This window comes from Pseudomonas sp. ACN8, from assembly GCF_002303925.1.
Classification (GTDB): domain Bacteria; phylum Pseudomonadota; class Gammaproteobacteria; order Pseudomonadales; family Pseudomonadaceae; genus Aquipseudomonas.
Window position 1 is genome coordinate 42920 of sequence record NZ_MRCS01000038.1, and the last position, 24952, is coordinate 67871.

At 62.1% G+C, this 24952-nt stretch carries 21 protein-coding genes; 7 read left to right on the plus strand and 14 right to left on the minus strand.

What is annotated here, in order from left to right; translation table 11 throughout:
- Positions 1–65: 65 nt before the first annotated feature.
- Positions 66–1016 (plus strand): DMT family transporter, encoded by a 951-nt coding sequence (locus BSF44_RS20605; protein ID WP_095945071.1) that lies wholly within the window; start codon positions 66–68, stop codon positions 1014–1016.
- Between the two features lie 251 nt (positions 1017–1267).
- Positions 1268–2344 (plus strand): 4-hydroxyphenylpyruvate dioxygenase, encoded by a 1077-nt coding sequence (gene hppD / locus BSF44_RS20610; RefSeq protein WP_057714671.1) that lies wholly within the window; start codon positions 1268–1270, stop codon positions 2342–2344.
- Between the two features lie 126 nt (positions 2345–2470).
- Here hppD and rarD read toward each other — a convergent pair whose 3' ends face one another.
- The 3 genes from rarD to BSF44_RS20625 form a co-directional block, all read right to left on the minus strand.
- Positions 2471–3352 (minus strand): EamA family transporter RarD, encoded by an 882-nt coding sequence (gene rarD, locus BSF44_RS20615; RefSeq protein WP_095945072.1) that lies wholly within the window; start codon positions 3350–3352, stop codon positions 2471–2473.
- Between the two features lie 197 nt (positions 3353–3549).
- Entirely contained in the window at positions 3550–4563 is a 1014-nt protein-coding gene (locus tag BSF44_RS20620) for an aldo/keto reductase (protein ID WP_095945073.1), read from the minus strand.
- A 207-nt stretch (positions 4564–4770) separates the two neighbouring features.
- A complete protein-coding gene (locus tag BSF44_RS20625; RefSeq protein WP_095945074.1) occupies positions 4771–6081 on the minus strand; it encodes an MFS transporter in 1311 nt (436 codons plus the stop codon).
- A gap of 170 nt (positions 6082–6251) precedes the next feature.
- Between BSF44_RS20625 and BSF44_RS20630 the strand changes: the two genes are divergently transcribed.
- The 3 genes from BSF44_RS20630 (at position 6252) to BSF44_RS20640 (ending at position 9911) form a co-directional block, all read left to right on the plus strand.
- Complete coding sequence (locus BSF44_RS20630) at positions 6252–7373, plus strand: sugar diacid recognition domain-containing protein (RefSeq protein ID WP_095945075.1); 1122 nt, start codon at positions 6252–6254, stop codon at positions 7371–7373.
- A 119-nt stretch (positions 7374–7492) separates the two neighbouring features.
- Positions 7493–8635: a glycerate kinase gene (locus tag BSF44_RS20635; RefSeq protein WP_095945076.1), complete on the plus strand. Its 1143-nt coding sequence runs from the start codon at positions 7493–7495 to the stop codon at positions 8633–8635.
- Positions 8636–8723: 88 nt separating this feature from the next.
- Positions 8724–9911 (plus strand): pyridoxal phosphate-dependent aminotransferase, encoded by a 1188-nt coding sequence (locus tag BSF44_RS20640; RefSeq protein ID WP_095945077.1) that lies wholly within the window; start codon positions 8724–8726, stop codon positions 9909–9911.
- Between the two features lie 4 nt (positions 9912–9915).
- Here BSF44_RS20640 and BSF44_RS20645 read toward each other — a convergent pair whose 3' ends face one another.
- From BSF44_RS20645 to BSF44_RS20690, 10 genes are all read right to left on the minus strand, one after another.
- The gene (locus BSF44_RS20645) at positions 9916–10893 is read right to left on the minus strand and encodes a D-glycerate dehydrogenase (protein WP_095945078.1); all 978 of its coding nucleotides are present in this window, start codon (positions 10891–10893) and stop codon (positions 9916–9918) included.
- 21 nt (positions 10894–10914) lie between these two features.
- Complete coding sequence (locus BSF44_RS20650; RefSeq protein WP_095945079.1) at positions 10915–12213, minus strand: MFS transporter; 1299 nt, start codon at positions 12211–12213, stop codon at positions 10915–10917.
- 103 nt (positions 12214–12316) lie between these two features.
- Positions 12317–13303: a sugar kinase gene (locus tag BSF44_RS20655; RefSeq protein ID WP_095945080.1), complete on the minus strand. Its 987-nt coding sequence runs from the start codon at positions 13301–13303 to the stop codon at positions 12317–12319.
- Positions 13296–14078, minus strand: coding sequence for a sugar phosphate isomerase/epimerase (locus BSF44_RS20660; protein WP_095945081.1), 783 nt, complete (start codon positions 14076–14078; stop codon positions 13296–13298). Before BSF44_RS20660 ends, BSF44_RS20655 begins: the two co-directional genes overlap by 8 nt.
- A gap of 152 nt (positions 14079–14230) precedes the next feature.
- Positions 14231–15256 carry a LacI family DNA-binding transcriptional regulator gene (locus BSF44_RS20665; RefSeq protein WP_095945082.1) on the minus strand — a complete coding sequence of 342 codons (1026 nt, stop codon included), beginning with the start codon at positions 15254–15256 and terminating at the stop codon, positions 14231–14233.
- Between the two features lie 140 nt (positions 15257–15396).
- Complete coding sequence (locus BSF44_RS20670) at positions 15397–16005, minus strand: LysE family translocator (RefSeq protein ID WP_095945083.1); 609 nt, start codon at positions 16003–16005, stop codon at positions 15397–15399.
- Positions 16006–16058: 53 nt separating this feature from the next.
- Complete coding sequence (locus BSF44_RS20675) at positions 16059–16898, minus strand: AraC family transcriptional regulator (protein WP_095945084.1); 840 nt, start codon at positions 16896–16898, stop codon at positions 16059–16061.
- 76 nt (positions 16899–16974) lie between these two features.
- Positions 16975–17616: a DUF1345 domain-containing protein gene (locus BSF44_RS20680; protein WP_095945085.1), complete on the minus strand. Its 642-nt coding sequence runs from the start codon at positions 17614–17616 to the stop codon at positions 16975–16977.
- Positions 17617–17814: 198 nt separating this feature from the next.
- Complete coding sequence (locus BSF44_RS20685; RefSeq protein WP_095945086.1) at positions 17815–20913, minus strand: efflux RND transporter permease subunit; 3099 nt, start codon at positions 20911–20913, stop codon at positions 17815–17817.
- A gap of 15 nt (positions 20914–20928) precedes the next feature.
- Complete coding sequence (locus tag BSF44_RS20690; protein ID WP_095945087.1) at positions 20929–22086, minus strand: efflux RND transporter periplasmic adaptor subunit; 1158 nt, start codon at positions 22084–22086, stop codon at positions 20929–20931.
- Between the two features lie 267 nt (positions 22087–22353).
- On the opposite strand from BSF44_RS20690, the gene BSF44_RS20695 reads away from it, so the two are divergent.
- Complete coding sequence (locus BSF44_RS20695) at positions 22354–23055, plus strand: response regulator transcription factor (protein WP_095945088.1); 702 nt, start codon at positions 22354–22356, stop codon at positions 23053–23055.
- Between the two features lie 4 nt (positions 23056–23059).
- A complete protein-coding gene (locus BSF44_RS20700; protein ID WP_095945089.1) occupies positions 23060–24361 on the plus strand; it encodes an ATP-binding protein in 1302 nt (433 codons plus the stop codon).
- 47 nt (positions 24362–24408) lie between these two features.
- Here BSF44_RS20700 and BSF44_RS20705 read toward each other — a convergent pair.
- Positions 24409–24952: transcriptional regulator (locus tag BSF44_RS20705; protein WP_095945090.1), on the minus strand; the 544-nt coding region annotated here is incomplete at its 5' end.

The window sequence follows — 24952 nt, forward strand, 5'->3', positions numbered from 1 at the left end:
ATTTTACGATGACTGGGGATTAGTCGAATGATACGGCATCTCTCTGACATCCGGACCTGGAATCCATGACCATCTGCGAGCAAGGCCTGTCAAAATCCTCGGATCTGCCGGTGTACCTGAAACTGGCGGCAGTCACCATGGTATGGGGTGGCACTTTCGTCGCCGGGCGCTATCTGGCTGGCGGCCTCAGTCCGTTACTGGCGGCCAGCCTGCGGTTTCTGCTGGCCAGCGTGGCGTTGCTGCTGTTTGTGCACATGGCGCGGACACCGCTGGTCCGGCCCAGCCCCCGGCAATGGCTGCAATTGTCATTGCTTGGCTTTTTCGGGATCTTTTTCTACAACCTGTGCTTCTTTTACGGCCTGCATTACATCAACGCTTCACGGGCGTCCTTGATCGTGGCGCTGAACCCGGCGGTGATCGGCCTGGCTTCCTGGCTGCTGTTCAAGGAGCGTTTGAACCGGGCCAAGGTCGTCGGCATTGCGGTCTGCATGGCGGGCGCGAGCATGGTGATCTTTAGTCGTGACCCGCAACTACTGGCCGGCGGTGTCGGTGCCGATGCCTGGCTTGGGGACTTGTTGATTTTTGGCTGTGTCCTCGGCTGGGGTGTCTACTCGCTGTTCTCCAAAGAGCTGAACCACACCCTGGGACCGGTGCAAACGGTGACCTGGTCGATCTTGCTGGGCACCGTCATGCTCTGGATCACCTGCATCGTGCGCGGTGAGGTGAGTGTTGCTGCGATCGCTCAACTCGGCGTGCAGCAATGGTTGAGTCTTTTGTACCTCGGCGTGCTGGGATCGGCGCTGGCGTACATCGGCTATTACGACGGCATCCGCAAAATCGGCGCAACCCGTTCCGGGGTGTTCATTGCCTTGAATCCGTTGACGGCGGTGATCCTTGGCGCGCTGCTGCTGGATGAGCCGCTGACGCTGGCCATGTGCCTGGGTGGCGGGCTGATACTGGCGGGGATTTACCTCTGCAACAAACCCCTTGCGCGGGCATGGAAAAAGGGGATTTGATACAGAAGGCGGACAAACTGATTTACGCTGTGTAGAATCGGGTTACGCATACAATAATAATCGTCTTCTGGCAGCAGAAGCCTCGCCCGCAAGAGCCTTGGGTCGATAATGAAGATATTCGGGTTTCAACTGATCTACGGTGACTTTCTCGCCCGCAGTGTGCGGGGCATCTCCTGTGCACCACCCACCGGTCTCAGCATTGCTTACAACTAACCTTTAGTTAATTGATAAAAAATGATGAGGCGCCGACCATGGCAGATTTATACGAAAACCCAATGGGCCTGATGGGCTTTGAATTCATCGAACTCGCATCGCCGACCCCGAACACCCTGGAGCCGATCTTCGAGATCATGGGCTTCACCAAGGTGGCGACCCACCGTTCCAAGGACGTGCACCTGTATCGCCAGGGCGCGATCAACCTGATCCTCAACAACGAACCCCACAGCGTGGCCTCATACTTCGCGGCCGAGCACGGTCCGTCGGTGTGCGGCATGGCGTTTCGCGTCAAGGATTCGCAAAAAGCCTACAAGCGTGCCCTGGAGCTCGGCGCCCAGCCGATCCACATCGAAACCGGCCCGATGGAACTGAACCTGCCGGCCATCAAAGGCATCGGTGGTGCGCCGCTGTACCTGATCGACCGTTTCGGCGAAGGCAGCTCGATCTATGACATCGACTTTGTGTTCATCGAAGGTGTCGACCGCCATCCGGTCGGTGCCGGCCTGAAGATCATCGATCACCTGACCCACAACGTGTATCGCGGTCGCATGGCCTACTGGGCCAACTTCTACGAGAAACTGTTCAATTTCCGCGAAATCCGCTACTTCGACATCAAGGGCGAATACACCGGCCTGACTTCCAAGGCCATGACCGCACCCGATGGCATGATCCGCATCCCGCTGAACGAAGAGTCGTCCAAGGGCGCCGGGCAGATCGAAGAGTTCCTGATGCAGTTCAACGGCGAGGGCATCCAGCACGTTGCGTTCCTGTCCGATGACCTGATCAAGACCTGGGACCACCTGAAAAGCATCGGCATGCGCTTCATGACCGCGCCGCCGGAAACCTACTACGAAATGCTCGAAGGCCGTTTGCCGAACCACGGCGAGCCGGTGGACCAACTGCAGGCGCGGGGCATTTTGCTGGACGGTTCGTCCGAGTCGGGCGACAAGCGTCTGCTGCTGCAGATCTTCTCGGAAACCCTGATGGGGCCGGTGTTCTTCGAGTTCATCCAGCGCAAGGGCGACGACGGTTTCGGCGAAGGCAACTTCAAGGCACTGTTCGAATCCATCGAGCGTGACCAGGTTCGTCGTGGTGTTCTCTCTACCGACTAAATCCTTGCAGATGTAGTAACCGTAGGAGCGAGCCTGCTCGCGATAGCTATCTGTCAGCCAATATCTATGTTGAGTCTGAAGACGCCATCGCGAGCAGGCTCGCTCCTACAATTGTTTTGCGTGTACTTAAGACCTGCGCTGGCGCACCAGATGCTTGAACCCTTCGAACACCAGCACCAGCACCGCCATCCAGATCGGGATGTAGGTCAGCCATTCGCCGGCCTTGATGCTTTCTCCCAGTAGCAACGCCACGCCCAGCAGCAACACCGGTTCGACATAGCTCAACAAGCCGAACAGGCTGAACGGCAGCAGGCGACTGGCAATGATGTAGATCACCAGTGCCGATGCGCTGATCACGCCGAGCATCGGGATCAACAGCGACAACCATGGATGCTGATCAAACACACCAAAACCTTGCGCGCCGCTCTGGACGAACCAGAAGGCCACCGGCAGGGTCAACGCCATGTCCAGCCATAACCCGCCGAGGTTGTCCGCCGCCAGCCGTTTGCGCAGGATGAAGTAGGTTGGATAGCCAATGCAGACCAGCAAGGTCGCCCAGGAAAAACCACCGACCTGATACACCTCGTTGACCACCCCCAGGCAGGCGAACACCACGGCGACTTTTTGTAGGTACGACAGGCGTTCACCGTAGGCCAGGCGGCCGGTCAGGACCATGGTCAGCGGCAGCAGGAAATAGCCCAGTGATACGTCGAGGCTGTAGCCGTTCAACGGCGCCCACATGAACAGCCATAACTGCACGCCGAGCAGGGCAGAGGAGGCGATCAGCGCGCCCATCAGTTTCGGATTGGACTTGGCGCGCCAAACGATCTCCAGCACGCGCTTCCATTCCCCGGACACCACCATGAACACGGTCATGCACGGGACGGTCAGCAGCATGCGCCAGCCGAAGATTTCCACACCGCTCAAGGGGGTGAGTAGCGACGTGTAGTAATACATGACGGCAAACAGCACCGAGGCTGAAACCGATAGAGCGATACCTTTAGACAAGCTGTCCTCGCGAGGTTGAAGGTGAAACGGGGGGCGCAGGATACGTGGTTTTCGAGCCGAATATTGACCCATCGATCAACACGGACCCATTGTAGGAGTGAGCCTGCTCGCGATAGCGATCTGTCATCCAACATCTCTGTTGAATGTAGTACCGCTATCGCGAGCAGGCTCACTCCTACAATGGGTTTTGTGTTGTGTCAGGTACTGTGCGGTTTACGCCCTGACACAAAATGGCTCACATCATTGAACCCCGGTGTCGACGCATGCCCCGGTGTCACCAGCGAATCGATGAACGCCTCGTCCTCGGCCGTGATCTTCACCGCCTGCGCCTTAGTGTAGGCGTCCCATTGCGCTTCGGTACGCGGCCCGACAATGGCCGAGGTCACGGCGCTGTTGTTTAGCACCCAGGCAATCGCGAACTCGACGATGCCCACACCGCGCTCCTGGGTGTACTGCTGGATCTGCTGAGCGATGCGCAGGGATTCGACACGCCATTCGGTTTCCAGGATGCGTTTGTCCTGGCGTCCGGCACGGCTGTCGGCATCAGGTTTCACATCCGGCGCGTATTTGCCACTGAGCACCCCGCGCGCCAGCGGGCTGTAGGGCACCACGCCAAGACCGTAGTTTTGCGCGGCCGTGATCTGCTCCGTTTCAGCCTGGCGGTTGACGATGTTGTACAGCGGCTGGCTGATCACCGGCCGGTCAACGCCAAGCTTGTCGGCCACGCGAATGACTTCGGCGATGCGCCAGCCACGGTAATTGGACAGGCCCCAGTAACGGATTTTCCCTTGGCGGATCAAGTCGCCGATGGCCGAGACCGTGACCTCCAGCGGCGTGTTGTGGTCTTCGCGGTGCAGGTAATAGATGTCGAGGTAGTCGGTGCCCAGGCGCGTCAGGCTGGCATCGATGCCGTTGAACAGATGCTTGCGGCTCAGGCCGCTGCGGTTGGGGACGCCGTCCACGGGACCGAAGCCGACCTTGGTCGCCAGCACCCATTCATGGCGGCGGCTGGCGATGGCCTCGCCGACGATTTCTTCGGAGCGGCCGTTGGTGTAGACGTCGGCGGTGTCGATGAAGTTGATGCCCTGGTCCCAGGCCTTGTCGATGATTCGCAGGGAATCTTCGGTGCTGGTCTGTTCGCCGAACATCATGGTACCCAGGGTCAGGGTGGACACCTGCAGACCCGATTGACCCAGCGTGCGGTAGCTCATGAGCAAATCCTTTTACCAGTGGGAAAGGTCCAATCAGATACCAGAACCATTGCCGGGAGCAAACGCAAATCTCAAGCACACTCGAATCAAACTGTAGGAGCGAGCCTGCTCGCGAAGAACTGCAGGACACCACGTTTATCCAGGATAAACGCGTTATCGTTGACGTCCATCGCGAGCAGGCTCGCTCCTACAGTGGTCAGGTGGTGCTTAGGCGCGCAGGGTACGGGTCATGCGCAACGCCAGCAAACTGCCGCAGACGATCACACCCGCCAGCAGGTACAGCGCCGCATCGGTCGAACCAGTGCTGTCCTTGACCCAACCCACCAGGTACGGGCTGAGGAAGCCGGCCATCTGTCCCATGGAGTTGATCAGCGCCAGGCCGCCAGCCGCGGCACCCGCGCTGAGCAGGGCGGTCGGCACTGGCCAGAACATCGGCAGGCCGGTGAGGGCGCCCATGGTGGCGATGGTCAGGCCGAGAATGGCGATGGCCGGGTTGGCGGCGAAGTTCACCGCGATCAGCAGCCCCAACGCCCCCATCAGCATCGGCACCACCAAATGCCAGCGACGTTCCTGGCGCAGGTCCGCCGAGCGACCCACGACCAGCATGAACACCGCGGCCAGCAGATACGGAATCGCACTGAGCCAGCCGATCACCAGGTTATCGCTGAAGCCCAGGTTCTTGATGATCGACGGCAGCCAGAAGTTGATCGCGTACACGCCACTCTGGATGCAGAAATAGATCAGGCCGAAGGCCCAGATCGCCGGGTTCTTGAACACCGCCAGCAGCGAATCGGTGGTGGTTTTCGGTTTGTTCGCCAGATCTTCGGCGTGGTCGGCTTCCAGCACCGAACGCTCGAACGGGGTCAGCCACTGGGCGTTGGCGTAGCTGTCGCTGAGCAGGAAATAAGCCAGCGCACCGAGGATGACGGTGGGAATGCCTTGCAGCAGGAACATCCACTGCCAGCCAGCGAGGCCGCCTTGACCTGCGGCGAAGTGGTTGAGAATCCAGCCGGAGAACGGGCTGCCGAGCAGGCCGGAGACCGGGATCGCCGACATGAACAAGGCCATGATGCGGCCACGGCGGAAGGTCGGGAACCACTGCGAGAGGTACAACACCACACCCGGGAAGAACCCGGCTTCGGCCGCGCCGGTGAACAGGCGCAGGGTATAGAACTCGGTTGGCGTGGTGACGAACAGCAGGCAGGTCGACAGGGTGCCCCAAGTGATCATCATCAGTGCGATCCAGCGCCGTGGGCCGAACCTGGTCAGGGCCAGGTTGCTTGGCACGCCGCACAGTACGTAGCCGATAAAGAAAATGCCGGCGCCGAGGCCGTATACGGTTTCGCTGAACTTCAGCGCGTCGAGCATCTGCAGTTTGGCAAATCCAACGTTTACCCGGTCGAGGTAGTTGAACAGGTAGCAGATGAAAATGAAGGGGATCAAGCGCAGGGTAATGCGCTTGTAGACGGCGTTTTTGTCGTCAGCGATGGCGTCGGACGCTACGGCGCTCTGTGTCATGGCGGCTCTCTCTTTATTATGATTTTTTGCGATGCAAAGGGTAACGTTGATCGCCCAGAGAGTCTCGACCACCCTCCGGGTGGCTGTCTTTGTGCCTGAGCACAGGGTTTGCAACCAAGGCCTGTGCGGGTGAACAACCCGCTCCATCACCGTCTTCAAGGATCACTTGCATGTTCGAACTCGATCACGACCTGGCCCAGGACATCGTCGACCGGGCGATGGCCATCCTGCCGTACAACGTCAACGTCATGGACAGCCAGGGCTTGATCCTGGGCAGCGGCGAGCCGGAGCGGGTCAACACCCGGCATGAAGGCGCGCAACTGGTCCTGGCCAATGGCCGGGTGGTGGAGATCGATGCGCAGACGGCGATTCATCTCAAGGGCGTGCAGCCGGGCATTAACCTGCCGCTGATGCTCGACCAGCGCCTGATCGGCGTATTGGGCATCACCGGCGAACCCGAGCAACTGCGCACCTACGCCGAGCTGGTGCGCATGACCGCCGAAATGCTGGTGGGCCAGCGCAATCAGCAGGCCGAACAGCAATGGCGGCGCCAGCGCTGCGATGATCTGCTGGCGTTGTTGCTCAGCGAAGCCGGCGATGCTCCGCGCCTGGTCGATGAAGCGCAGCAGTTGGGCCTCAAGCCACAGATGACCCGGGTACCGTACCTGTTCGAACTGGGCCTGGAGCATGCGCCAGGGCAAACCGTCGAGGCCCTCAGCGCCTGGTTGACCACCCGCCACCCGGACAGTTGGTGCGTGAGCTCGGCCAAGACCTCGTTGCTCTGGTGCCGGCCGGCGAGCCAGTCGGTGGAGAACGAGCGCTTGCTGGACAAGCTCGACGGCCTGGGCTGGAACATCCTGCGCATTGCCGTGGGCGGGCAGGCCGATGGACTTTCCGGCTTGCGGCGCTGCTATCGCCGGGTCGGTGACTTGCTGGCCTACGGGCGCGAAGTGTTGCCGCGCTCCCGATTGCTGACGCTCAACCGCTATCGGTTGCCGGTGATGCTCTGGCGCCACCGCAACGACGACGCCCTCGACGAATTGCTCAATCCGCTGCGTAAGGTCATTACCAAGGACAGCAACGGCCAGTTGCTGGCAACCCTGCGCAGTTGGTGCGAACACGACGGCCAGAGCCAGGCCTGCGCCGATGCACTGGGCATCCATCGCAACAGCCTGCGCTATCGCATGGAGCGGATTGCCGAGTTGAGTGGGGTTGATCCGTTGCGACTGGACGGCATGCTGGCGTTGTACCTGGGTGTGCAACTGCTGCCCGAGTCAGACTCAATTTCGTGAGCGACAAAATCCCACAGTTGTGGAAATGAACAATAATCCTCAACACCGCTTGTGCAGCGGCCCGGCGTTATTGTTCATGGCGGCTGGCAGCATGTGGACATTGGAACTGGAGAATTCCCATGAAAATCGTGATCGCCCCCGACTCGTTCAAGGACAGCCTCAGCGCCCAAGGCGTGGCCGATGCCATTGCATTGGGATTGGCGCAGGTCTGGCCCGATGCCCAACTGATCAAATGCCCGATGGCCGACGGCGGGGAAGGGACTGTCGAGTCGATTCTTGCGGCGTGCGATGGCGAGCTGCGCCGCAATGAGGTGCGTGGGCCTCTGGGGGCTACGGTGAGTGCCGCTTGGGGCTGGTTGCCCGATAGCCACACCGCGATCATCGAAATGGCCGAGGCCAGCGGTTTGCAATTGGTCCCGGTGGCGCAACGGGATGCGTGCATCAGCAGCACCTTCGGTACCGGGCAACTGATCCGCGCCGCGCTGGATGCCGGTGCGCAACGGGTGATCCTGGCGATTGGCGGCAGTGCGACCAATGACGGCGGCGCCGGTGCCATGCAGGCCTTGGGCGTGAAATTGCTCGACGCCCAGGGGCAGACGCTGTCACCGGGAGGCCTCGCTCTGGCGCAATTGGCCCGCGTCGACCTGAGCGATATCGATCCGCGTCTGGCCCAGGTCCGCTTCGACATCGCCGCCGATGTCAACAACCCGCTGTGCGGCCCCCACGGTGCCTCGGCGATCTTCGGCCCGCAAAAAGGCGCCTCGCCCGCGCAGGTCGAGCCACTGGACCGCGCCCTCGGACACTTTGCCGACCATTGCGCGAGCACCTTGAACAACGACGTGCGCGACGAACCGGGAAGCGGCGCGGCGGGTGGCCTGGGGTTTGCCGCCAAAGCGTTCCTGGGGGCGCAGTTCAAGGCCGGGGTCGAGGTGGTCGGCGAGCTCGTGGGCTTGGCGGGCGCCGTTGCAGGGGCCGATCTGGTGATCACAGGGGAAGGGCGTTTCGATGCACAAACCCTGCGCGGCAAGACGCCGTTTGGTGTGGCGCGTGTCGCCAGCCAGCAAGGCGTGCCGGTCATCGTCATCGCCGGCACTCTGGGCGACGGCTATCAGGCGCTCTATGAGCATGGCATCGACGCCGCGTTCGCCCTGGCGAGCGGACCGATGACCCTGGAACAGGCCTGCGCCGAAGCCCCGCGCTTGCTGCGTGAGCGGGCGACCGATATCGCTCGCGTCTGGCGGATGGCCGTTCGCAAGCATTGACTTATCCATGTTTTGAACGCCATGGTGGCGCGTTTCGTGATTTGAGATAGGGTTGTGGCTGGGAGTACCCGCGCGACAGGAGAAAGACATGCGCTACTCAGCCTTGACCCAACGAATCGCCGGTGACGGAGCGGCGGCCTGGCAGATTCACGATCGAGCGCTGCAATTGCGCGAACAGGGCGTCGACGTCCTGCTGTTGTCAATTGGCGACCCGGACTTCGATACGCCGCAACCCATCGTCCAGGCCGCCATTTCCAGCCTGCTGGCCGGTGATACGCACTATCCTGAAGTGCGCGGCAGTCGAGGGCTGCGCGACAGCATCGCCCGTCGGCACCGGCAACGCAGTGGTCAGGTGGTGGACGCCGAACATGTGATCGTCTTTCCGGGCGCGCAGTGCGCGGTGTATTCGGTGGCGCAATGCCTGCTCGATCCGGGCGATGAAGTGATTGTCGCCGAGCCGATGTACGTGACCTATGAGGGCGTGATCGGCGCTTGTGCGGCCACAGTAGTCCCGGTGCCAGTGCACCCGCAGAACGGGTTTCGCGTCGCCCCGGCGGATGTCGCGGCTCGGATCACGCCAAAGACTCGCGCCATCCTGCTCAACAGTCCGAACAATCCATCCGGCGCCAGCTTGTCACTGGCGATCTGGCAGGAGCTGGTAGCGCTGTGCATTCGTCACGATTTGTGGCTGATCAGCGATGAGGTCTACAGCGATCTGCTGTACGAGGGCGAGCACATCAGCCCCGCGAGCCTACCGGGCATGGCCGAGCGGACGGCGACGATCAACAGCCTGTCCAAGTCCCACGCCATGAGCGGTTGGCGGGTGGGCTGGGTGGTCGGGCCCAAACCCATGGCCGAGCATCTGGTGAACCTGTCGTTGAGCATGCTGTTCGGCATTCCGGATTTCGTGCAGAACGCCGCGCAACTGGCATTGAATGAAGACCTGCCCGAAGTGGCGATGATGCGCGAGGAGTATCGCCAGCGCCGTGACCTGGTGTGTGCAAGTCTGGGCCAATGCCCGGGCCTCAGGCCGATTCGCCCGGATGGCGGGATGTTCGTGATGGTCGATGTGCGCCAGACCGGTTTGTCGGCCCAGCGCTTTGCCGAGATGCTACTGGAAGGCTATGGCGTGTCGGTGCTGGCCGGAGAAGCTTTCGGGCCGAGTGCGGCGGGGCATATCCGCATCGGGTTGGTGGTGGACCAGCGCAAACTGGCCGATGCCTGTCGGCGCATTGCATTATGCGCGGCGGATTTGCTGGTCGCGCGCCGCGCCTGATCCCTCAAGCCTTCCACGCTTTTGCGTTCACCAGATTGGCCGGCCGTTCACCCGCCAGCGCCGCCAACAGGTTGTCCACCGCGCATTTGGCCATGGCCTCCCGTGTTTCATGGGTGGCCGAGCCGATGTGTGGTGTCGCTACCACGTTGTTCAACTGCAACAAAGGCGAGTCCTGATCCAACGGTTCGCGTTCGAATACATCCAGCCCCGCCGCGCGAATCTGGCCTGCGCGCAAGGCTTCGATCAGCGCGGCTTCGTCCACGACCTTGCCTCGTGAAATATTGATGAAGATGGTCTCGGGACGCATCAGGGCGAACTGTTCTGCGCCGATCAGCCCTTCGGTTTGCGCGGTCAGCGGCAACGTCAGGCAAACGAAATCGGCCTGTTGCAACAGCTCCGGCAGGCTTCGATAGTGCGCATTGAAACGCTGTTCCACCGCAGGTTTCGGTGACTGGCTGTGATAGATCACCGGCATGCCAAACCCGAAATGCCCGCGCTGGGCGAGGGCTTCGCCAATGCGGCCCATGCCAATGATGCCCAGGGTTTTGCCGTGCACATCGCTGCCGAAATGCATGGGGCCGATGTTGCGGGTCCACTTGCCTTCGCGAATCATGTTGGCCAATTCCACAACGCGCCGGGCCGTTGCCAGAATCAGCGCGAAACCGGTGTCGGCGGTGGTTTCTGTCAATACATCCGGCGTGTTGCTGAGCAGGATGCGCCGCTCGGTCAGGTAGTCGATGTCGTAGTTGTCGACACCCACCGAAACGCTGGCAATGGCTTGAAGGTCGGGTGCCAGATCGAGCAGTTCGGCATCCAGTTTCAGGCTGGCACCCAGCAAGCCATGGGCGTGGGGCAGGGCATCGCGCAGTTTGGCCAGACCCTCGGCACCAAGGTTTTCGATCAGCGTCACTTCGGCCTGCTCGTGCAGGCGAGCCATCAGCAGCGGCGAGAGTTTCTTGTACAGGACGACCTGCTTTTTCATCGTTGAGATCTCAAATTCAATTCAGGAATGTGCCGTGGCAGTGCGCGTTACCGTGGCCGTGGGCCGCTCCCGATCACTGGCGCCGGGCTTGAGGCAAATCGTCAGTACCACCGAGAACATCAGCGCGCCGCTCATCAACAGGTACGAGGCGCCGGGCGAGCCGGTGGAGCTGTTCAGGTACCCGACCAGGTAGGAGCCGCCAAAGGAACCGAGGGCGCCCATGCTGTTGATCAGCGCCATGGCGCCGCCGGCGACGTTGGCCGGAAGGATCTCCGGAATGATCGCGAAGAACGGCCCATAGGGCGCGTACATGCAGGCGCCGGCAATTACCAGCAGGGTGTAGGACCACCAGAAGTGTTCGGCACCCAGGGCGTAGGAACCATAGAAGGCAATCGAGGCGATCAGCAGTGGCGGCCAGACGAAACGCTTACGTTTTTGCAACTTGTCCGACCCCCAGGACACCAGCAGCATGCCGATCACCGCCGCCAGGTACGGCAGCGCCGACAGCCAGCCGGCCTGGACCATGTCCATCTGCGCGCCGGCCTTGAGGATCGACGGCAACCACAACACGAAGCCGTACACGCCAATGCTCCAGCAGAAAAACTGCAGTGCCAGGATGATCACTTTGGGTGAACGGAACGCTTCTGCGTAGTTCTTCACGGCCTTGATGCCGACCTGTTCGGCGGCCAGTGCGCTTTCCAGGTCCTGTTTTTCCTGATCATCGAGCCACTTGGCTTGTGACGGACGATCATCGGCCAGACGCCACCAGATGAATGCCCACAACACCGCTGGCAACCCTTCGACGATGAACATCCAGCGCCAGCTGTAATGCTGCACCAGATAGCCCGAGACCACCGACATCCACAGCATGGTCACCGGGTTGCCGAGGATCAGGAAAGTGTTGGCCCGGGAGCGTTCGGCACGGGTGAACCAGTGGCATAGATAAATCAGCATCGCCGGCATCACTGCCGCTTCGACCACGCCGAGCATGAAGCGGATGACGATCAGCCAATAGGCATTGGAGACAATCCCGGTCAACGTCGCCAGGCTGCCCCAGAGGATCAGGCTAACGAAAATCAGTTTCTTCACACTGTGTTTCTGCGCGTAGATCGCGCCGGGTACCTGGAAGAAAAAGTAGCCGAGGAAGAACAGCGCGCCGAGCATCGACGACAGGCCTGGTGTGATCATCAGGTCCGCGGCCATACCGGACGCGGCGGCGAACCCATAGTTGGCGCGATCCAGATACGCCAGGCTATAGGTGATGAACACGATGGGCATGATGTACCACCAGCGGCGGGTGGCGAGCGTTGCGGTTTTCATGGTGGTGCTCCTGAGCTTGTTGTTTTTGTCGCAGCAGGTAACGGTTTGAATATTCGGTGCCTTTATTGGCCTCATCGCGAGCAGGCTCGCTCCTACATTGGATCTAGGTTCGACACAAATCCTCTGTAGGAGCGAGCCTGCTCGCGATGGCGGCCTCGAATTCGCTGACCATTTCGGATCGGGTCGGCAACCCCTCCATATCCCCCCGGCTCTGCACCGCACGGCTGCCAATCCAGTTGGCGCGTTTCACGGCCTCGACAACGCTTTGGTTTTCCAACAGCGCGCTGATCATGCCGACGGCAAAACCATCGCCGGCACCCACCGTATCGACCACTGTTTGCACCGGTACGCCGGCCACGAAACCTTGATCAAGCTGTGTGCGGTAGAAAGCCCCGTGTGGGCCAAGCTTGATCACCACGGCTTCGGCGCCCTGGTCGAGGTAGAAGGCGGCGATGTCGGCCGGGTCTTCGAAACCGCTGAGCAAGCGACCTTCGCTCAACCCCGGCAGCACCCAATGGGCGAGGGCGGCGAGGCGGTTGATCTCGGTGATCATTTGTCGTTCGCTGGCCCACAGGCTCGGGCGCAGGTTCGGGTCGAAGGAAACACTGCGCCCGGCCTCGCGCATGTGGGTCATCAACTCGAACGACATCTGCCGCGCCGATTCCGACAGCGCCGGGGGGATGCCGGTGGCGTGCAGGTGTCGGGCCTTGAGCAATTCGGGCACGATCGAGTGCGGCGACAGGTGGCTGGCCGCCGAACCACGGCGGAAGTATTCGACCACCGGATCGCTGCCATCGTCGGTGCGGGACTTGAGTTGAAAACCGGTCGGGTGGGCGGTGTCGATGTCGACGTGACGGCAATCCAGGCCTTGTTTTCCCAGGGCGTCGACCACGAACCGGCCCAACGAATCGGCACCGACACGGCTCAGCCATGCCACGTTGAAGCCCAGACGGGAAAGGCCAATGGCGACGTTGCTGTCAGCCCCGGCAATGCGTTTGTGGAAAGCGCCGACGCTGGCCAGATCACCCACCTGTTCGGCGACGAACATCGCCATGGTCTCGCCGAAGGACAGAACATCGATCTCAGACATGGGCGCTCTCCAGTTGCGACTGGCCGAGGCGGGCGAGGGCGGCAACGTGCTCGGTGGTCAGTTGCACCAGGTCATCGCCTTGCAGCGGATATTCCGCGGCCCGCATGACGCCGTGGGCCATGTGCCGCAACAGGTGTTCCCACTGTTGCAGGTCACTGACGGCGGGCGGGATGGCGACCAGTTTGCCGTCGGCTCGGCGCGTGACCGCTTTGCAGTGCACATAACCGACGTGACGCCCGAGCAAGCGCGCGGCGCTGGCGGCGGACTGGTCCTGCCAGTGCCAGTTGCCGATGTCGAAGGTCATTTTGATCGGTAACTGGTGCTGCTCGACCTGCGCGAAAAAACGCTGGAAGGGTTCAATGCGGCCGCCGTGCAGGGTCTGGTCGTTTTCCACCAGCAACTGTACGGCGCTTTCGCCCAGCACCCGGGCGAGGGTTGGCAGATCGCTGTTGTCGGTGAAATAGCCCAGCGATACCTTCAGCCATTTGGCGCCGAACGCCCGGGCGCGTTGCAGGGCGGTGATCAGTTCGGGATTGGGTCTGGATTGCCCGGCCAGCCAGAGCTCCATGGGCGACGAATAGACGCTCTCCAGGCCCTCTGCTTGTGTGGCATCGGCCAGTTGAGCGGGGTCCTCGATGGTCAGCAGTTCTTCGCGCCACTCAATGCGCGTGGCGCCGGCGGCGGCGAGAATCTCGATGAAGCTGCCCTGGCCGCGTTGACGCACGAGGTCGGCGCCGTAGCTGGAAAGGCTGATGGAAACGGCTGGTCTGTTCATTGTTTTTCTACCTCTGAAACCGGTTTCATTTTTGTTCAAATTTTTTTGTGGTGCTAGTCAGGGCCCCATCGCGAGCAGGCTCACTCCTACAATGGGCCTATATTCACAAATCCACTGTAGGAGCGAGCCTGCTCGCGATGGCGTCTTAACATTCAACGCAAATTCCCAAGGGTCGACCCCCGCACAACCAGCCGCGCGGAAAAATCCAGCGTCCGCACCGCCCCGTCATCCCCGCGCAACCGCTTGAGCAGACACTCAAACGCACTGGCACCCATCTCGGTGGTCGGCTGCGCGAGGGCGGTAATGCCGCTGCCCACCAACGGGTACCAATCCAGGTCATCGAGGGCGATCAAGCCCACGTCATCGAACAGGTTGCACTTGAGTTCACGCAACGCATGGGTGCTGGCTAGCGCCGCAATCCCGTTCGCGCAAAACAGCGCTTTCGGGCCGGGGCCAGGCGTGTCGAGGAAGGCTTTCAATTGTGCGGTCAGTTCGTTGCCGGTTTCGATGTGCGTGCCGCGAAGCGCCGGGCGTTGCCCGATTTGCGCCTTGAAACTGCTGACCCGCTCAATCCGCGAACTGGTGCCATCAAACGGCTCAGTCACCAGCAACACATCGCAGTAACCGCGCTCCTCAAGGTGGTCAAGGGCCATGCCAACGGCCTGCGGGTTGTTCAGCCCGACCATATCGCTTTCAAGGTGCTCCACCTTGCGATCCACCAGTACCAGGGGCATTTCGCGGTGCAGTTCGTGCAATTCGTCACGATGATGCCCGAGGGTGTTCACGATCAGACCTTCGATGTTGTACGAGCGCAGCAGGGCCAGGTGCTGGCGCTCTTGCTCGTCGTCGCGGTCGGTGTTGCACACCACCAGGCTATAGCCGTGTTGACGGCAGGCGGTTTCCACCCCGTGCATCACGGCAATTGAATAAGGGTTACGGATATCCGCCACCAGCATGCCGATCAGGCGAGTGCGTCCGCGTTTCAGGCCTCGGGCCATCTGGTTCGGGCGATAGCCGAGTTCGGCGATTGCCTGTTCGATGCGTTGGGCAATGGCATCGGAGAGCAGGGCACGATCATCGCCAATGAACCGCGAAACGCTGGCCTTGGAGACCTTGGCGTGTTCGGCCACGTCGAGCATGGTCACGCGGCTGCGCTGGGCGGCGGAGAAGTCATTCACGGTCTGAAACCTTCTTATTGGATTTATACGGTTGCGTGCATCATGAGATAACACTGAAACCGGTTTCAGAAGACACCAAAAGCCATTTCGCCGTCAAGCCCCGGATGGTTGATTGTCGAACAATGAGCGACAAGTGGCGCTCAGGCCAACACGCTCAACCACGCAGAACCCAGCAACAGCAGGCCCATGCCGCGATTGAAGCGTTGCATGGCACGGGGTGAGCGCAACCAGCGGCTTGAACCGGCACCGAGCATGGCCCAGGCCGCGAGACATGGCAGGGAAACCAGAAAAAACACCAGCGCCAAATACGCCACCTGCACGGCGCGATGCTCGCCACCTCCGGCGAATACGCTGACCACCGCCAGCGCCATCATCCAGGTTTTCGGGTTGACCAGTTGCAGGCTGGCGGCGCCCACCCAGCCGAGACGTGCTTCGCTGTTGCCGGCGGCAATGGCCGAAGCCGGGGCGCTGAAAATCTGCCAGGCCAGATAACTCAGCCACGCTACACCGGCCCACTGCATGACGCTTTGTACGGTGGGCCACGCGCTGATTGATGAGCCAATCCCCATGCCCACCAGCAATACCAGGGTCGCGGCGCTGGCACAGGCACTGAGTATGATCGGTACAGCCGCACCCAACCCGTATCGAGCGCTGTTGCTCAGCACCAGGATGTTGGTCGGGCCGGGGGTGATCGAGGCCACGAAGGCAAACAGCAGGAAAGGCAGTAACGTCGGGAACGAGGGCAGCATCGTGGGCAAACTCCGGTGAAGATCAGTGAAGTCGATCTTCACAATCCCCGGGCTTATCTGTCTGGAAGATTTGAGCAGCGCTTGCGGTACAGCGCCGGCGTCAGGCCGTAGGCGCGCATGAACCAGCGTCCCAGATGGCTCTGGTCGGCAAAGCCCAGCGCCATCGCCACCGCTGCCGGTTGTTCGCCACGGGCCAGCAGGCGGCGGGCGGTGGCCAGGCGCAATTGCACCAGATACGCGTGGGGCGCCATGCCATAGGCAGCCTTGAACGCGCGGGTCAGGCGGAAGCGATCGACGCCGGTGACGGCGGCCAGTTGATCGAGGCCGATGTCGTATTGCGCGTTGGCATGCAGGTATTCCCGGGCTTTTTGTGCCACCTGCGGCAGACGCGGGTCCTGGCCATCGCGGGCGCGCCAGTGCAGGTGGCTGGTCAGACATACGAGCAAGCTGTCGAGGGCGGTCTGGCGGACGATCCTCAGTTCACCGCGATGCAGGGTCTCAAACGCCAGGCTGGTGGCCTGGGCCAGGCGCGCATCGCTGGCCAGGGTGGCGGCGAAGCTCAGCTGGCTGTTATCGGGGGCATGATCGAACACGGCGCTGAGTTCGCGTTGCAACCATTGCGGGTCGAGGTACAGCATGCGGTAGGTGAAACCGTCGGCGGTCGGTGCTTCGCCGTCATGGATGTCTCCGGGCTCCAGCAGAAACACCTTGCCCGGCGTGCTCTGGTGCCTGGCCCGTCGGCAATTGAATTGCTGGACCCCTTGCTCGGTGACGCCCACCAGATAGCTGTCATGCCAGTGCGGGTCGTAGGCGTGGCCTTCGAAATGCGCGCGCAGGGTCTCGATGCCGGTGTCGGCATCCTGGGCCAGGTCGATCCAGTTGTGAGCGCTCATGGGGCACCTGTGGGGCGGATTGCCGGACTATTTAACGCCCGCACCGTGGGTGATGCCTAGAACGTTTGTGCAGTCATCAGGCGAACAGTCCTGCGGCGATGTTGATCGAGAACCCGAGAATGGCGGTGTTGAACAGAAACCCGATCAGCGACTGGGCGAGCACGATCTTGCGCATGCCCCGGGTGGCGACACCGACATCCGAGGTTTGCACCGCCACGCCGATGGTGAACGAGAAGTACAGGAAGTCCCAGTAGTTTGGGGTCGTCAGCCCTTCGGCAAAACGCAGCGCCGGTTCCTTGCCGACCCAGGTGTAATACAACCTGGCGTAGTGCACGCTGAAAATCACCCCGATCAGCAGCCATGAGCCGATGACGGTCAGGGCGGTGAAGCCGTAGTGCAAAAGCTTGCGTGTGGTTTCCAGGTCTTTGCTGCCGGCCAGTTCGAAGGTGATGGTCGCGAGGCTGGCCAGTGCCGCAATGCACACCAGCGCCAGCACCAGCCCGGCATTTTCGTCCTCGATTTCGGCGATGCGTTTCACGTCGGTCGCTTTCGATCGCACGGTGAGCCACAGCATCAGCAACAGATAGATCCAGACGCCGGCATTCCAGCCGATGAGGATCTTGCTGATCGGCGAATCGGCCGGAGCCAGAAAGCCCGCCGCGATGCCCAGCAGGATGGCGGCGGACAGGCGAGGGTGGGTGCGTGCGAGGAAAATCATGGAGGCTCGATGGGTTGGGGCATTGCAAACACCTTAGCCCAGGTACCCCCAATCTTGAAGTCACAGAGATCCCTTGTAGGAGCGAGCCTGCTCGCGATGGCGAACTGACAGTCAACATAGTCATCGACTGACACACCGCCATCGCGAGCAGGCTCGCTCCTACAGGGACCAGTGTTTCCCACAGGGACCAATGTTTGGTCAGGTGGTTTTATGTCGCTTGCGCACCAGCTTCATCACCACCACAAAAAACACCGGCACGAACACCACGGCCAGGGTCGCGGTGATCATCCCGCCGATCACCCCGGTGCCGATGGCTTGCTGGCTCGCCGAACTGGCGCCGGTGGCAATCGCCAATGGCACCACGCCGAGGATGAACGCAAGGGAGGTCATGACAATCGGTCGCAGCCGCAGGCGCGCGGCTTGCAGGGTGGCGTCGATCAGGTCGTGGCCTTCGTCGTACAGGCTCTTGGCGAACTCGATGATCAGGATCGCGTTTTTCGCCGACAGGCCGATGATGGTGATCAGCCCGACCTTGAAGAACACGTCGTTGGGCATCCCGCGCAAGGTCACGGCCAACACCGCGCCGAGCACGCCCAGCGGTACCACCAGCAGCACCGAGGTCGGGATCGACCAGCTCTCGTACAACGCCGCCAGGCACAGGAATACGATCAACAGCGACAGCCCGAGCAGGATCGGTGCCTGGCTGCCGGATAACCGTTCCTGCAACGACAACCCGGTCCATTCCTGGCCCAGGCCCGCCGGGCCTTGCGCCACCAGGCGCTCGATCTCGGCCATGGCCTCGCCGGTGCTGTGGCCTGGCGTCGGTTCACCGGAAATGCTGATCGCCGGGTAGCCGTTGTAGCGGGTCAACTGCGCCGGGCCCTGGGTCCACTTGGCTTGCACAAAGGCCGACAAGGGCACCATTTTTTCTTGGGTGTTGCGCACGTGAATCTTCAGCAGGTCAGCCACTTGACTGCGTTGATCGCCCTCGGCCTGCACCACCACGCGCTGCATCCGCCCCTGATTGGGGAAGTCGTTGATGTAGGCCGAGCCCACGGCCGTGGACAGCACGTTGCCGACGTCGGCAAAGGACACCCCCAGCGCGTTGGCCTGCTTGCGGTCGACCACCAGTTGCACCTGCGGTGCCTCGGCCAGGGCGCTTTCGCGAACGTTCATCAGGATCGGGCTTTTTTCCGCCGCAGCGAGTAACCCGGTGCGGGCTTCCATTAGCTTCTCATGACCGAGGCCACCGCGATCCTGCAGGCGGAACTCGAAGCCGCTGGACGTACCCAGGCCATCCACGGGCGGCGGCAGTACGGCAAAGGTCACCGCGTCCTTGATCTGGCTGAGGGCGACGTTGGCCCGGTCGGCAATCGAAGCTGCCGAGTCGTCGCTGCTTCGCTCGGACCAGTCCTTGAGCGTGCTGAACGCCAGCGCCGCATTCTGCCCGCTGCCGGAGAAGCTGAACCCGAGAATCACCACGCTGTCGCGAATACCCGGCTCGCCGGCGTTGTGCGCTTCAACCTGCTCGGCCACCTGCACCGTGCGATTCTTGCTCGCACCCGGCGGCAACTGGATGTCGGTGATGGTGTAACCCTGGTCTTCCACCGGCAGGAACGAAGAGGGCAAGCGACTGAAGGCCAGGCCCAGACCGATCAGCAACACGCCGTAGATCAGCAGGTAGCGCCCTGTGCGTTTCAACGCGTAGGCCACCCAACCCTGATAGCGCGTGGTCAGTTGCTCGAAGCGACGGTTGAACCAGCCGAAGAATCCGGTTTTTTCATGGTGCTCGCCTTTGGCAATCGGCTTGAGCAGCGTCGCGCACAGGGCCGGGGTCAAGGTCAGGGCGAGGAAGGCCGAGAACAGGATCGAGGTGGCCATCGACAGCGAGAACTGCTGGTAAATCACCCCGACCGAGCCCTGCATGAACGCCATCGGAATGAACACTGCGACCAGCACCAGGGTGATGCCGATGATGGCCCCGGTGATCTGCTGCATGGCCTTGCGCGTGGCCTCCTTGGGCGACAAGCCCTCGGTGGCCATGATCCGCTCGACGTTTTCCACCACCACGATGGCGTCGTCCACCAGAATGCCGATGGCCAGCACCATGCCGAACATGGTCAGCACGTTGATCGAAAACCCCAGCGCCAGCATCGTCGCAAAGGTGCCCATCAACGCCACCGGTACCACCAGCGTCGGAATCAGCGTGTAGCGGATGTTCTGCAGGAACAGGAACATCACCGCGAACACCAGCAGCATGGCCTCGCCGAGGGTGTACACCACCTTGGTGATCGAGACTTTGACGAAGGGCGAGGTGTCGTACGGAATCTTGTACTCGACGTTCGCCGGGAAATAGCGCTTGAGTTCGTCCATCTTTGCCCGCACCAGGGTCGCGGTGTTCAGGGCGTTGGCGCCGGGCGACAGTTGCACGGCGACGGCGGTGGACGGCTTGCCGTTCAGACGCGTGGAAAACTGGTATTCCTGGCTGCCGATCTCGACCCGCGCCACATCGCTGATGCGCACGGTCGAGCCGTCCGGGTTGGCCTTGAGGACGATATCGGCAAACTCTTCGGGGGTCGACAACTGGCCCTTGACCAGAATGGTCGCGGTGATTTCCTGGGTGGTGCGGGTCGGCAGATCGCCGATGCTGCCCGCCGACACCTGGGCGTTTTGCGCGACGATGGCGGTGTTGACGTCCGCCGGCGTCAGGTTGAAGGCGAGTAGTTTCTGCGGGTCGATCCAGATCCGCATCGCCCGTTCGGCGCCGTAAAGCTGCGCCTTGCCGACGCCGTCCAGACGCTTGACCTCGTTCATCACGTTGCGCGCCAGGTAGTCGCTGAGCGCCACGTCGTCGAGTTTGCCGTCGCTGGAGGTCAGGGTGATCAGCAGCAGGAAGCCGGAGGAGACTTTCTCCACTTGCAAACCTTGCTGGATCACCGCTTGCGGCAGGCGTGACTCCACGGCTTTAAGGCGGTTCTGCACGTCCACCTGAGCCAGTTCCGGGTTGGTGCCCGGCTGGAACGTAGCCTTGATGGTGGCGCTGCCCAGGCTGCTCTGGGATTCGAAGTACAACAGGTGATCGGCGCCGTTGAGTTCTTCCTCGATCAGGCTGACCACGCTCTCGTCCACGGTTTGTGCCGAAGCGCCCGGGTACACGGCGTAGATTTCGATTTGTGGTGGCGCAACATCCGGGTATTGCGCCACCGGCAGTTGCGGAATGGCCAGCGCACCGGCCAGCAGGATGAACAAGGCAACCACCCAGGCGAACACCGGGCGGTCGATAAAGAACTGCGGCATAAAAAAGCGTCCTGCTTACTGACCAGTCGCCTGGGCAAGTGGAAGAGGGGTGTCGTCGATCTGCACTTTCTCGCCGGGGCGGGCGTGCTGCAGGCCCTCGATGACAATGCGGTCGCCTGCTTTCAGGCCACTGGTGACGATCCAGCGATCGTTCTGCACGGCGCCCAGTTCGACCGGTTGCTGCCCGACCCGTTGTTCGGCATCGAGCAGCAGCACCTGAGCGATGCCGGCGCTGTCACGCTGGATGGCCCGTTGCGGCACGCTGATACCCTGCTGGTTGACCGCCTGCTCCAGGCGTACGCGCACGAAGCTGCCGGGCAGCAAGTCGAGGTCGGGGTTGGGGAACTCGCTGCGCAGGATGATCTGGCCGGTGCCCGGGTCGACGGTGATGTCGCTGAACAACATCTTGCCCGGCAGCGGGTAGAGGCTGCCGTCATCCTGAATCAACGTGGCCTTGGCCTGATCCTGGCCGACCTGCTGCAACTGACCGGAACGGAAGGCGCGGCGCAGTTCGTTGAGTTCGCGGGTGGACTGGGTCAGGTCGGCATGAATCGGGTTCAGTTGCTGGATCAGCGCCAGCGGCGTGGTTTCATTCTGCCCGACCAGCGCGCCTTCGGTGACCAGCGCGCGACCGATACGCCCGGAAATCGGCGCGGTGACGGTGGCGTAACCGAGGTTCAACCGGGCTCGCTCCACCGCGGCCTTGTTGCCGGCGACGTCGGCGGCGGTCTGCCGGGCGTTGGCCCGGGCGTTGTCGTAGTCCTGACCGCTGATGGCCTTGTCGTCGATCAACCGGGCGTAGCGTTGCTCCTGCAACCTGGCCTGGAACGCGTTGGCTTCGGCCTTGCGCAACGCCGCTTCGGCGCTGTCCAGGTCAGCCTTGAACGGCGCCGGGTCGATGCGGAACAACACATCGCCCTGTTTCACGTCACTGCCTTCACGGAAGGTGCGCTGCAAGACCACGCCAGCCACGCGGGCACGCACTTCGGCCATGCGTGGCGCGGCAATCCGCCCGCTCAGTTCGCTGCTGATGGTCAGTGGCCGGGCTTCGATGGTCTCGACGCGAACCGTGGCCAGCGGCGCCTGTTCCTCGGCGTTCGAGGACTTGTCACACGCGGCCAGTGTCAACGCCAGTGCAATCAGGCTGAGCCTGGCAAGCAGATTTTTCGACATGTAATACCCCAATAAAGACTCCCAGCATCCTACTGGGCGAAGGCGAGGGTAGCGGTGAAGCTTTGTTGGTGCTGTGTGAAATTGTGTAAGGGTTTTACTCAGAGACGAGTGAGGGCGTATATCCTTCAGTCCTTGATTTCTATTGCGCCTTACAGGCCGCCTTCGCGAGCAGGCTCGCTCCCACCGTTGAAATGCGGTCCCCTGTGGAAGCGAGCCTGCTCGCGAAGAGGCCGGTGGGGACGTCACAGCTCTTTCTGGAAACACCCCATGCCCAACATCCTCCTGGTCGAAGACGACACCGCCCTCGCCGAACTGATTGCCAGCTACCTGGAACGCAACGGTTATTCCGTCAGTGTGATCGGTCGCGGTGACCATGTGCGCGAACGTGCGCGGCTCAATCCGCCGGACCTGGTGATCCTCGACCTGATGCTGCCCGGCCTCGACGGCCTGCAAGTCTGTCGCCTGCTGCGCGCCGATTCGGCGGCCTTGCCGATCCTGATGCTCACTGCTCGCGACGACAGCCACGACCAGGTCCTTGGCCTGGAAATGGGGGCCGACGACTACGTCACCAAACCCTGCGAGCCGCGGGTGCTGCTGGCCCGGGTGCGGACCTTGCTGCGCCGCAGCAGCCTCAGCGAGCCGCAGACCGCCAACGACCGCATTCTGATGGGCAACCTGTGCATCGACTTGTCCGAACGCACCGTGACCTGGCGCGAGCAATTGGTGGAGCTGTCCAGCGGCGAGTACAACCTGTTGGTGGTGCTGGCCCGGCACGCGGGTGAGGTGCTGAGCCGCGACCAGATCCTGCAACGCCTGCGCGGCATCGAATTCAACGGCACCGACCGTTCGGTGGACGTAGCGATTTCCAAGCTGCGGCGCAAGTTCGACGACCACGCCGGCGAGGCGCGCAAGATCAAGACCGTGTGGGGCAAGGGTTACCTGTTCAGCCGTTCTGAATGGGAATGCTGAGTCGATGTTCAGAATCCTCTTTCGTTTGTACCTGGTGACCATCGTCTCGTTCAGCGCCGCGATCTATCTGGTGCCGGATCTGGTGGTCAAGGTGTTCCACGAGCGCTTTGTCACCTACAACCTCGATTATTCCCGTGGGCTGCAAACGCTGATCGTCAAACAGTTCCACGGGGTCCCGGCCGAACAGTGGCCGACCCTGGCCGCTGAAATGGACAAGGACTTCTCTCCTCTGCACATCGTGCTCAGCAGCAATGACGACAGCAGCCTGACACCGGATGAACAGCAGCGCTTGCAACGCGGCGAGAACGTCGTGCGCGTGGGCGACTGGGGCTGGCGCACGCTGGCCGTCGCGCCGCTCAATGAGCGCACCGTGGTGCAAATGGTCGTGCCACCGGATCCGCTGGACGTCAACCTGTTGTACTGGAGCATCAACGTCCTGATCGGCGCGACCATGCTCGCGTGCCTGTTGCTGTGGCTGCGCCCGCACTGGCGTGATCTGGAACGCCTCAAGGGCGCGGCCGAACGCTTTGGCAAGGGCCACTTGGGCGAGCGCACACAAATCTCCCCGAGTTCCAACATCGGCAGCCTGGCCAGAGTGTTCGACACCATGGCCGGTGACATCGAGAGCCTGCTCAACCAGCAGCGGGACTTGCTCAATGCGGTGTCCCACGAGTTGCGCACGCCGCTGACGCGCCTGGATTTCGGCCTGGCGCTGGCCCTGTCCGACGACTTGCCGGCGGCCAGCCGCGAGCGCCTGCAGAGCCTGGTGGCGCACATTCGGGAACTCGATGAATTGGTGCTGGAGCTGCTGTCCTACAGCCGCCTGCAAAACCCGGCGCGGTTGCCGGAGCAGGTCGAGGTGTCGCTGGATGAGTTCATCGACAGTATTCTCGGCAGCGTCGACGATGAACAGGAATCCCCGGAAATCGTCATCGACGTGCTGCTCCACGGCCAGTTCGAACGCTTCAGCCTGGACCCGCGCCTGACCGCCCGCGCCTTGCAGAACCTGCTGCGCAACGCCATGCGCTACTGCGAGAAGCGTATTCAGATCGGGGTTCAGGTTTATACCGGCGGCTGTGAAATCTGGGTCGACGATGATGGCATCGGCATTCCGGACGACGAGCGCGAGCGGATCTTCGAACCCTTCTACCGCCTCGACCGCAGCCGCGACCGCGCCACGGGTGGCTTCGGGCTGGGACTGGCAATCAGCCGCCGGGCGTTGGAGGCACAGGGCGGCACGCTGACGGTGGAAGCCTCGCCGCTGGGCGGGGCGCGGTTTCGCTTGTGGTTGCCGGCGTTGGCCTGACGCGCTTTGCAGGCGCTGTCGCAGCGCCTGCGTTGAGCCAAGGTTTTTCAGGTACTGAGGCGACTACGCAACGTCTTCGCCATCTCCTCCAGATCCGCCATCGGCTGATGCCCGATCAGCATCCAGGCGTGCTCCATGTCAGCCCAATACACGATATTCAGCTCGCGTCGCTGTTCCCGGGCGAAATGGCGGCTGCCGCTGTTGGAGCGGGTGACGCACAGCGCCATGGGGCCGTGCACCGGATCGAGATAGGTGATCTGGGCGATGGGCGCACCGTCGTATTCGAGGATTTGCGCGCGCTTGAACTCGGCACGGGGCAGGCTCAGTTTTGCCGGCGCGAGGTTGAGGCCCAGGCGCGCATCGATGGTGCGCAGTTGTGCCCGTTGGGCGGCTTCATCGCCGGGCAAGTGATCCAGGGTTTCCGGCACGTAGAGCGCCATGTAGTCGGCCACCAGACCGCGCCAGTTATGTGTCTGCCGGCTTGCTTGCCAGCCGAGGAACAAACGGTCCGCCAGCACGCCGCCGGCCAACAGCCCGGCCGCGGCGGCCAGGAACCAGCGTCGACTGAGCCCGGGGCGGGCGGGTGAGGGC

Coding starts and splice junctions, on each gene's coding strand:
- BSF44_RS20630 (WP_095945075.1), top strand. CDS start 6,252: ATGTTCGAACTCGATCACGACCTGGCCCAGGACATCGTCGACCGGGCG.
- BSF44_RS20620 (WP_095945073.1), bottom strand. CDS start 4,563: ATGAGCTACCGCACGCTGGGTCAATCGGGTCTGCAGGTGTCCACCCTG.
- BSF44_RS20605 (WP_095945071.1), top strand. CDS start 66: ATGACCATCTGCGAGCAAGGCCTGTCAAAATCCTCGGATCTGCCGGTG.
- BSF44_RS20675 (WP_095945084.1), bottom strand. CDS start 16,898: ATGAGCGCTCACAACTGGATCGACCTGGCCCAGGATGCCGACACCGGC.
- BSF44_RS20640 (WP_095945077.1), top strand. CDS start 8,724: ATGCGCTACTCAGCCTTGACCCAACGAATCGCCGGTGACGGAGCGGCG.
- hppD (WP_057714671.1), top strand. CDS start 1,268: ATGGCAGATTTATACGAAAACCCAATGGGCCTGATGGGCTTTGAATTC.
- BSF44_RS20690 (WP_095945087.1), bottom strand. CDS start 22,086: ATGTCGAAAAATCTGCTTGCCAGGCTCAGCCTGATTGCACTGGCGTTG.
- BSF44_RS20660 (WP_095945081.1), bottom strand. CDS start 14,078: ATGAACAGACCAGCCGTTTCCATCAGCCTTTCCAGCTACGGCGCCGAC.
- BSF44_RS20645 (WP_095945078.1), bottom strand. CDS start 10,893: ATGAAAAAGCAGGTCGTCCTGTACAAGAAACTCTCGCCGCTGCTGATG.
- BSF44_RS20680 (WP_095945085.1), bottom strand. CDS start 17,616: ATGATTTTCCTCGCACGCACCCACCCTCGCCTGTCCGCCGCCATCCTG.
- BSF44_RS20635 (WP_095945076.1), top strand. CDS start 7,493: ATGAAAATCGTGATCGCCCCCGACTCGTTCAAGGACAGCCTCAGCGCC.
- BSF44_RS20655 (WP_095945080.1), bottom strand. CDS start 13,303: ATGTCTGAGATCGATGTTCTGTCCTTCGGCGAGACCATGGCGATGTTC.
- BSF44_RS20625 (WP_095945074.1), bottom strand. CDS start 6,081: ATGACACAGAGCGCCGTAGCGTCCGACGCCATCGCTGACGACAAAAAC.
- BSF44_RS20695 (WP_095945088.1), top strand. CDS start 22,354: ATGCCCAACATCCTCCTGGTCGAAGACGACACCGCCCTCGCCGAACTG.
- BSF44_RS20685 (WP_095945086.1), bottom strand. CDS start 20,913: ATGCCGCAGTTCTTTATCGACCGCCCGGTGTTCGCCTGGGTGGTTGCC.
- BSF44_RS20650 (WP_095945079.1), bottom strand. CDS start 12,213: ATGAAAACCGCAACGCTCGCCACCCGCCGCTGGTGGTACATCATGCCC.
- BSF44_RS20700 (WP_095945089.1), top strand. CDS start 23,060: ATGTTCAGAATCCTCTTTCGTTTGTACCTGGTGACCATCGTCTCGTTC.
- BSF44_RS20670 (WP_095945083.1), bottom strand. CDS start 16,005: ATGCTGCCCTCGTTCCCGACGTTACTGCCTTTCCTGCTGTTTGCCTTC.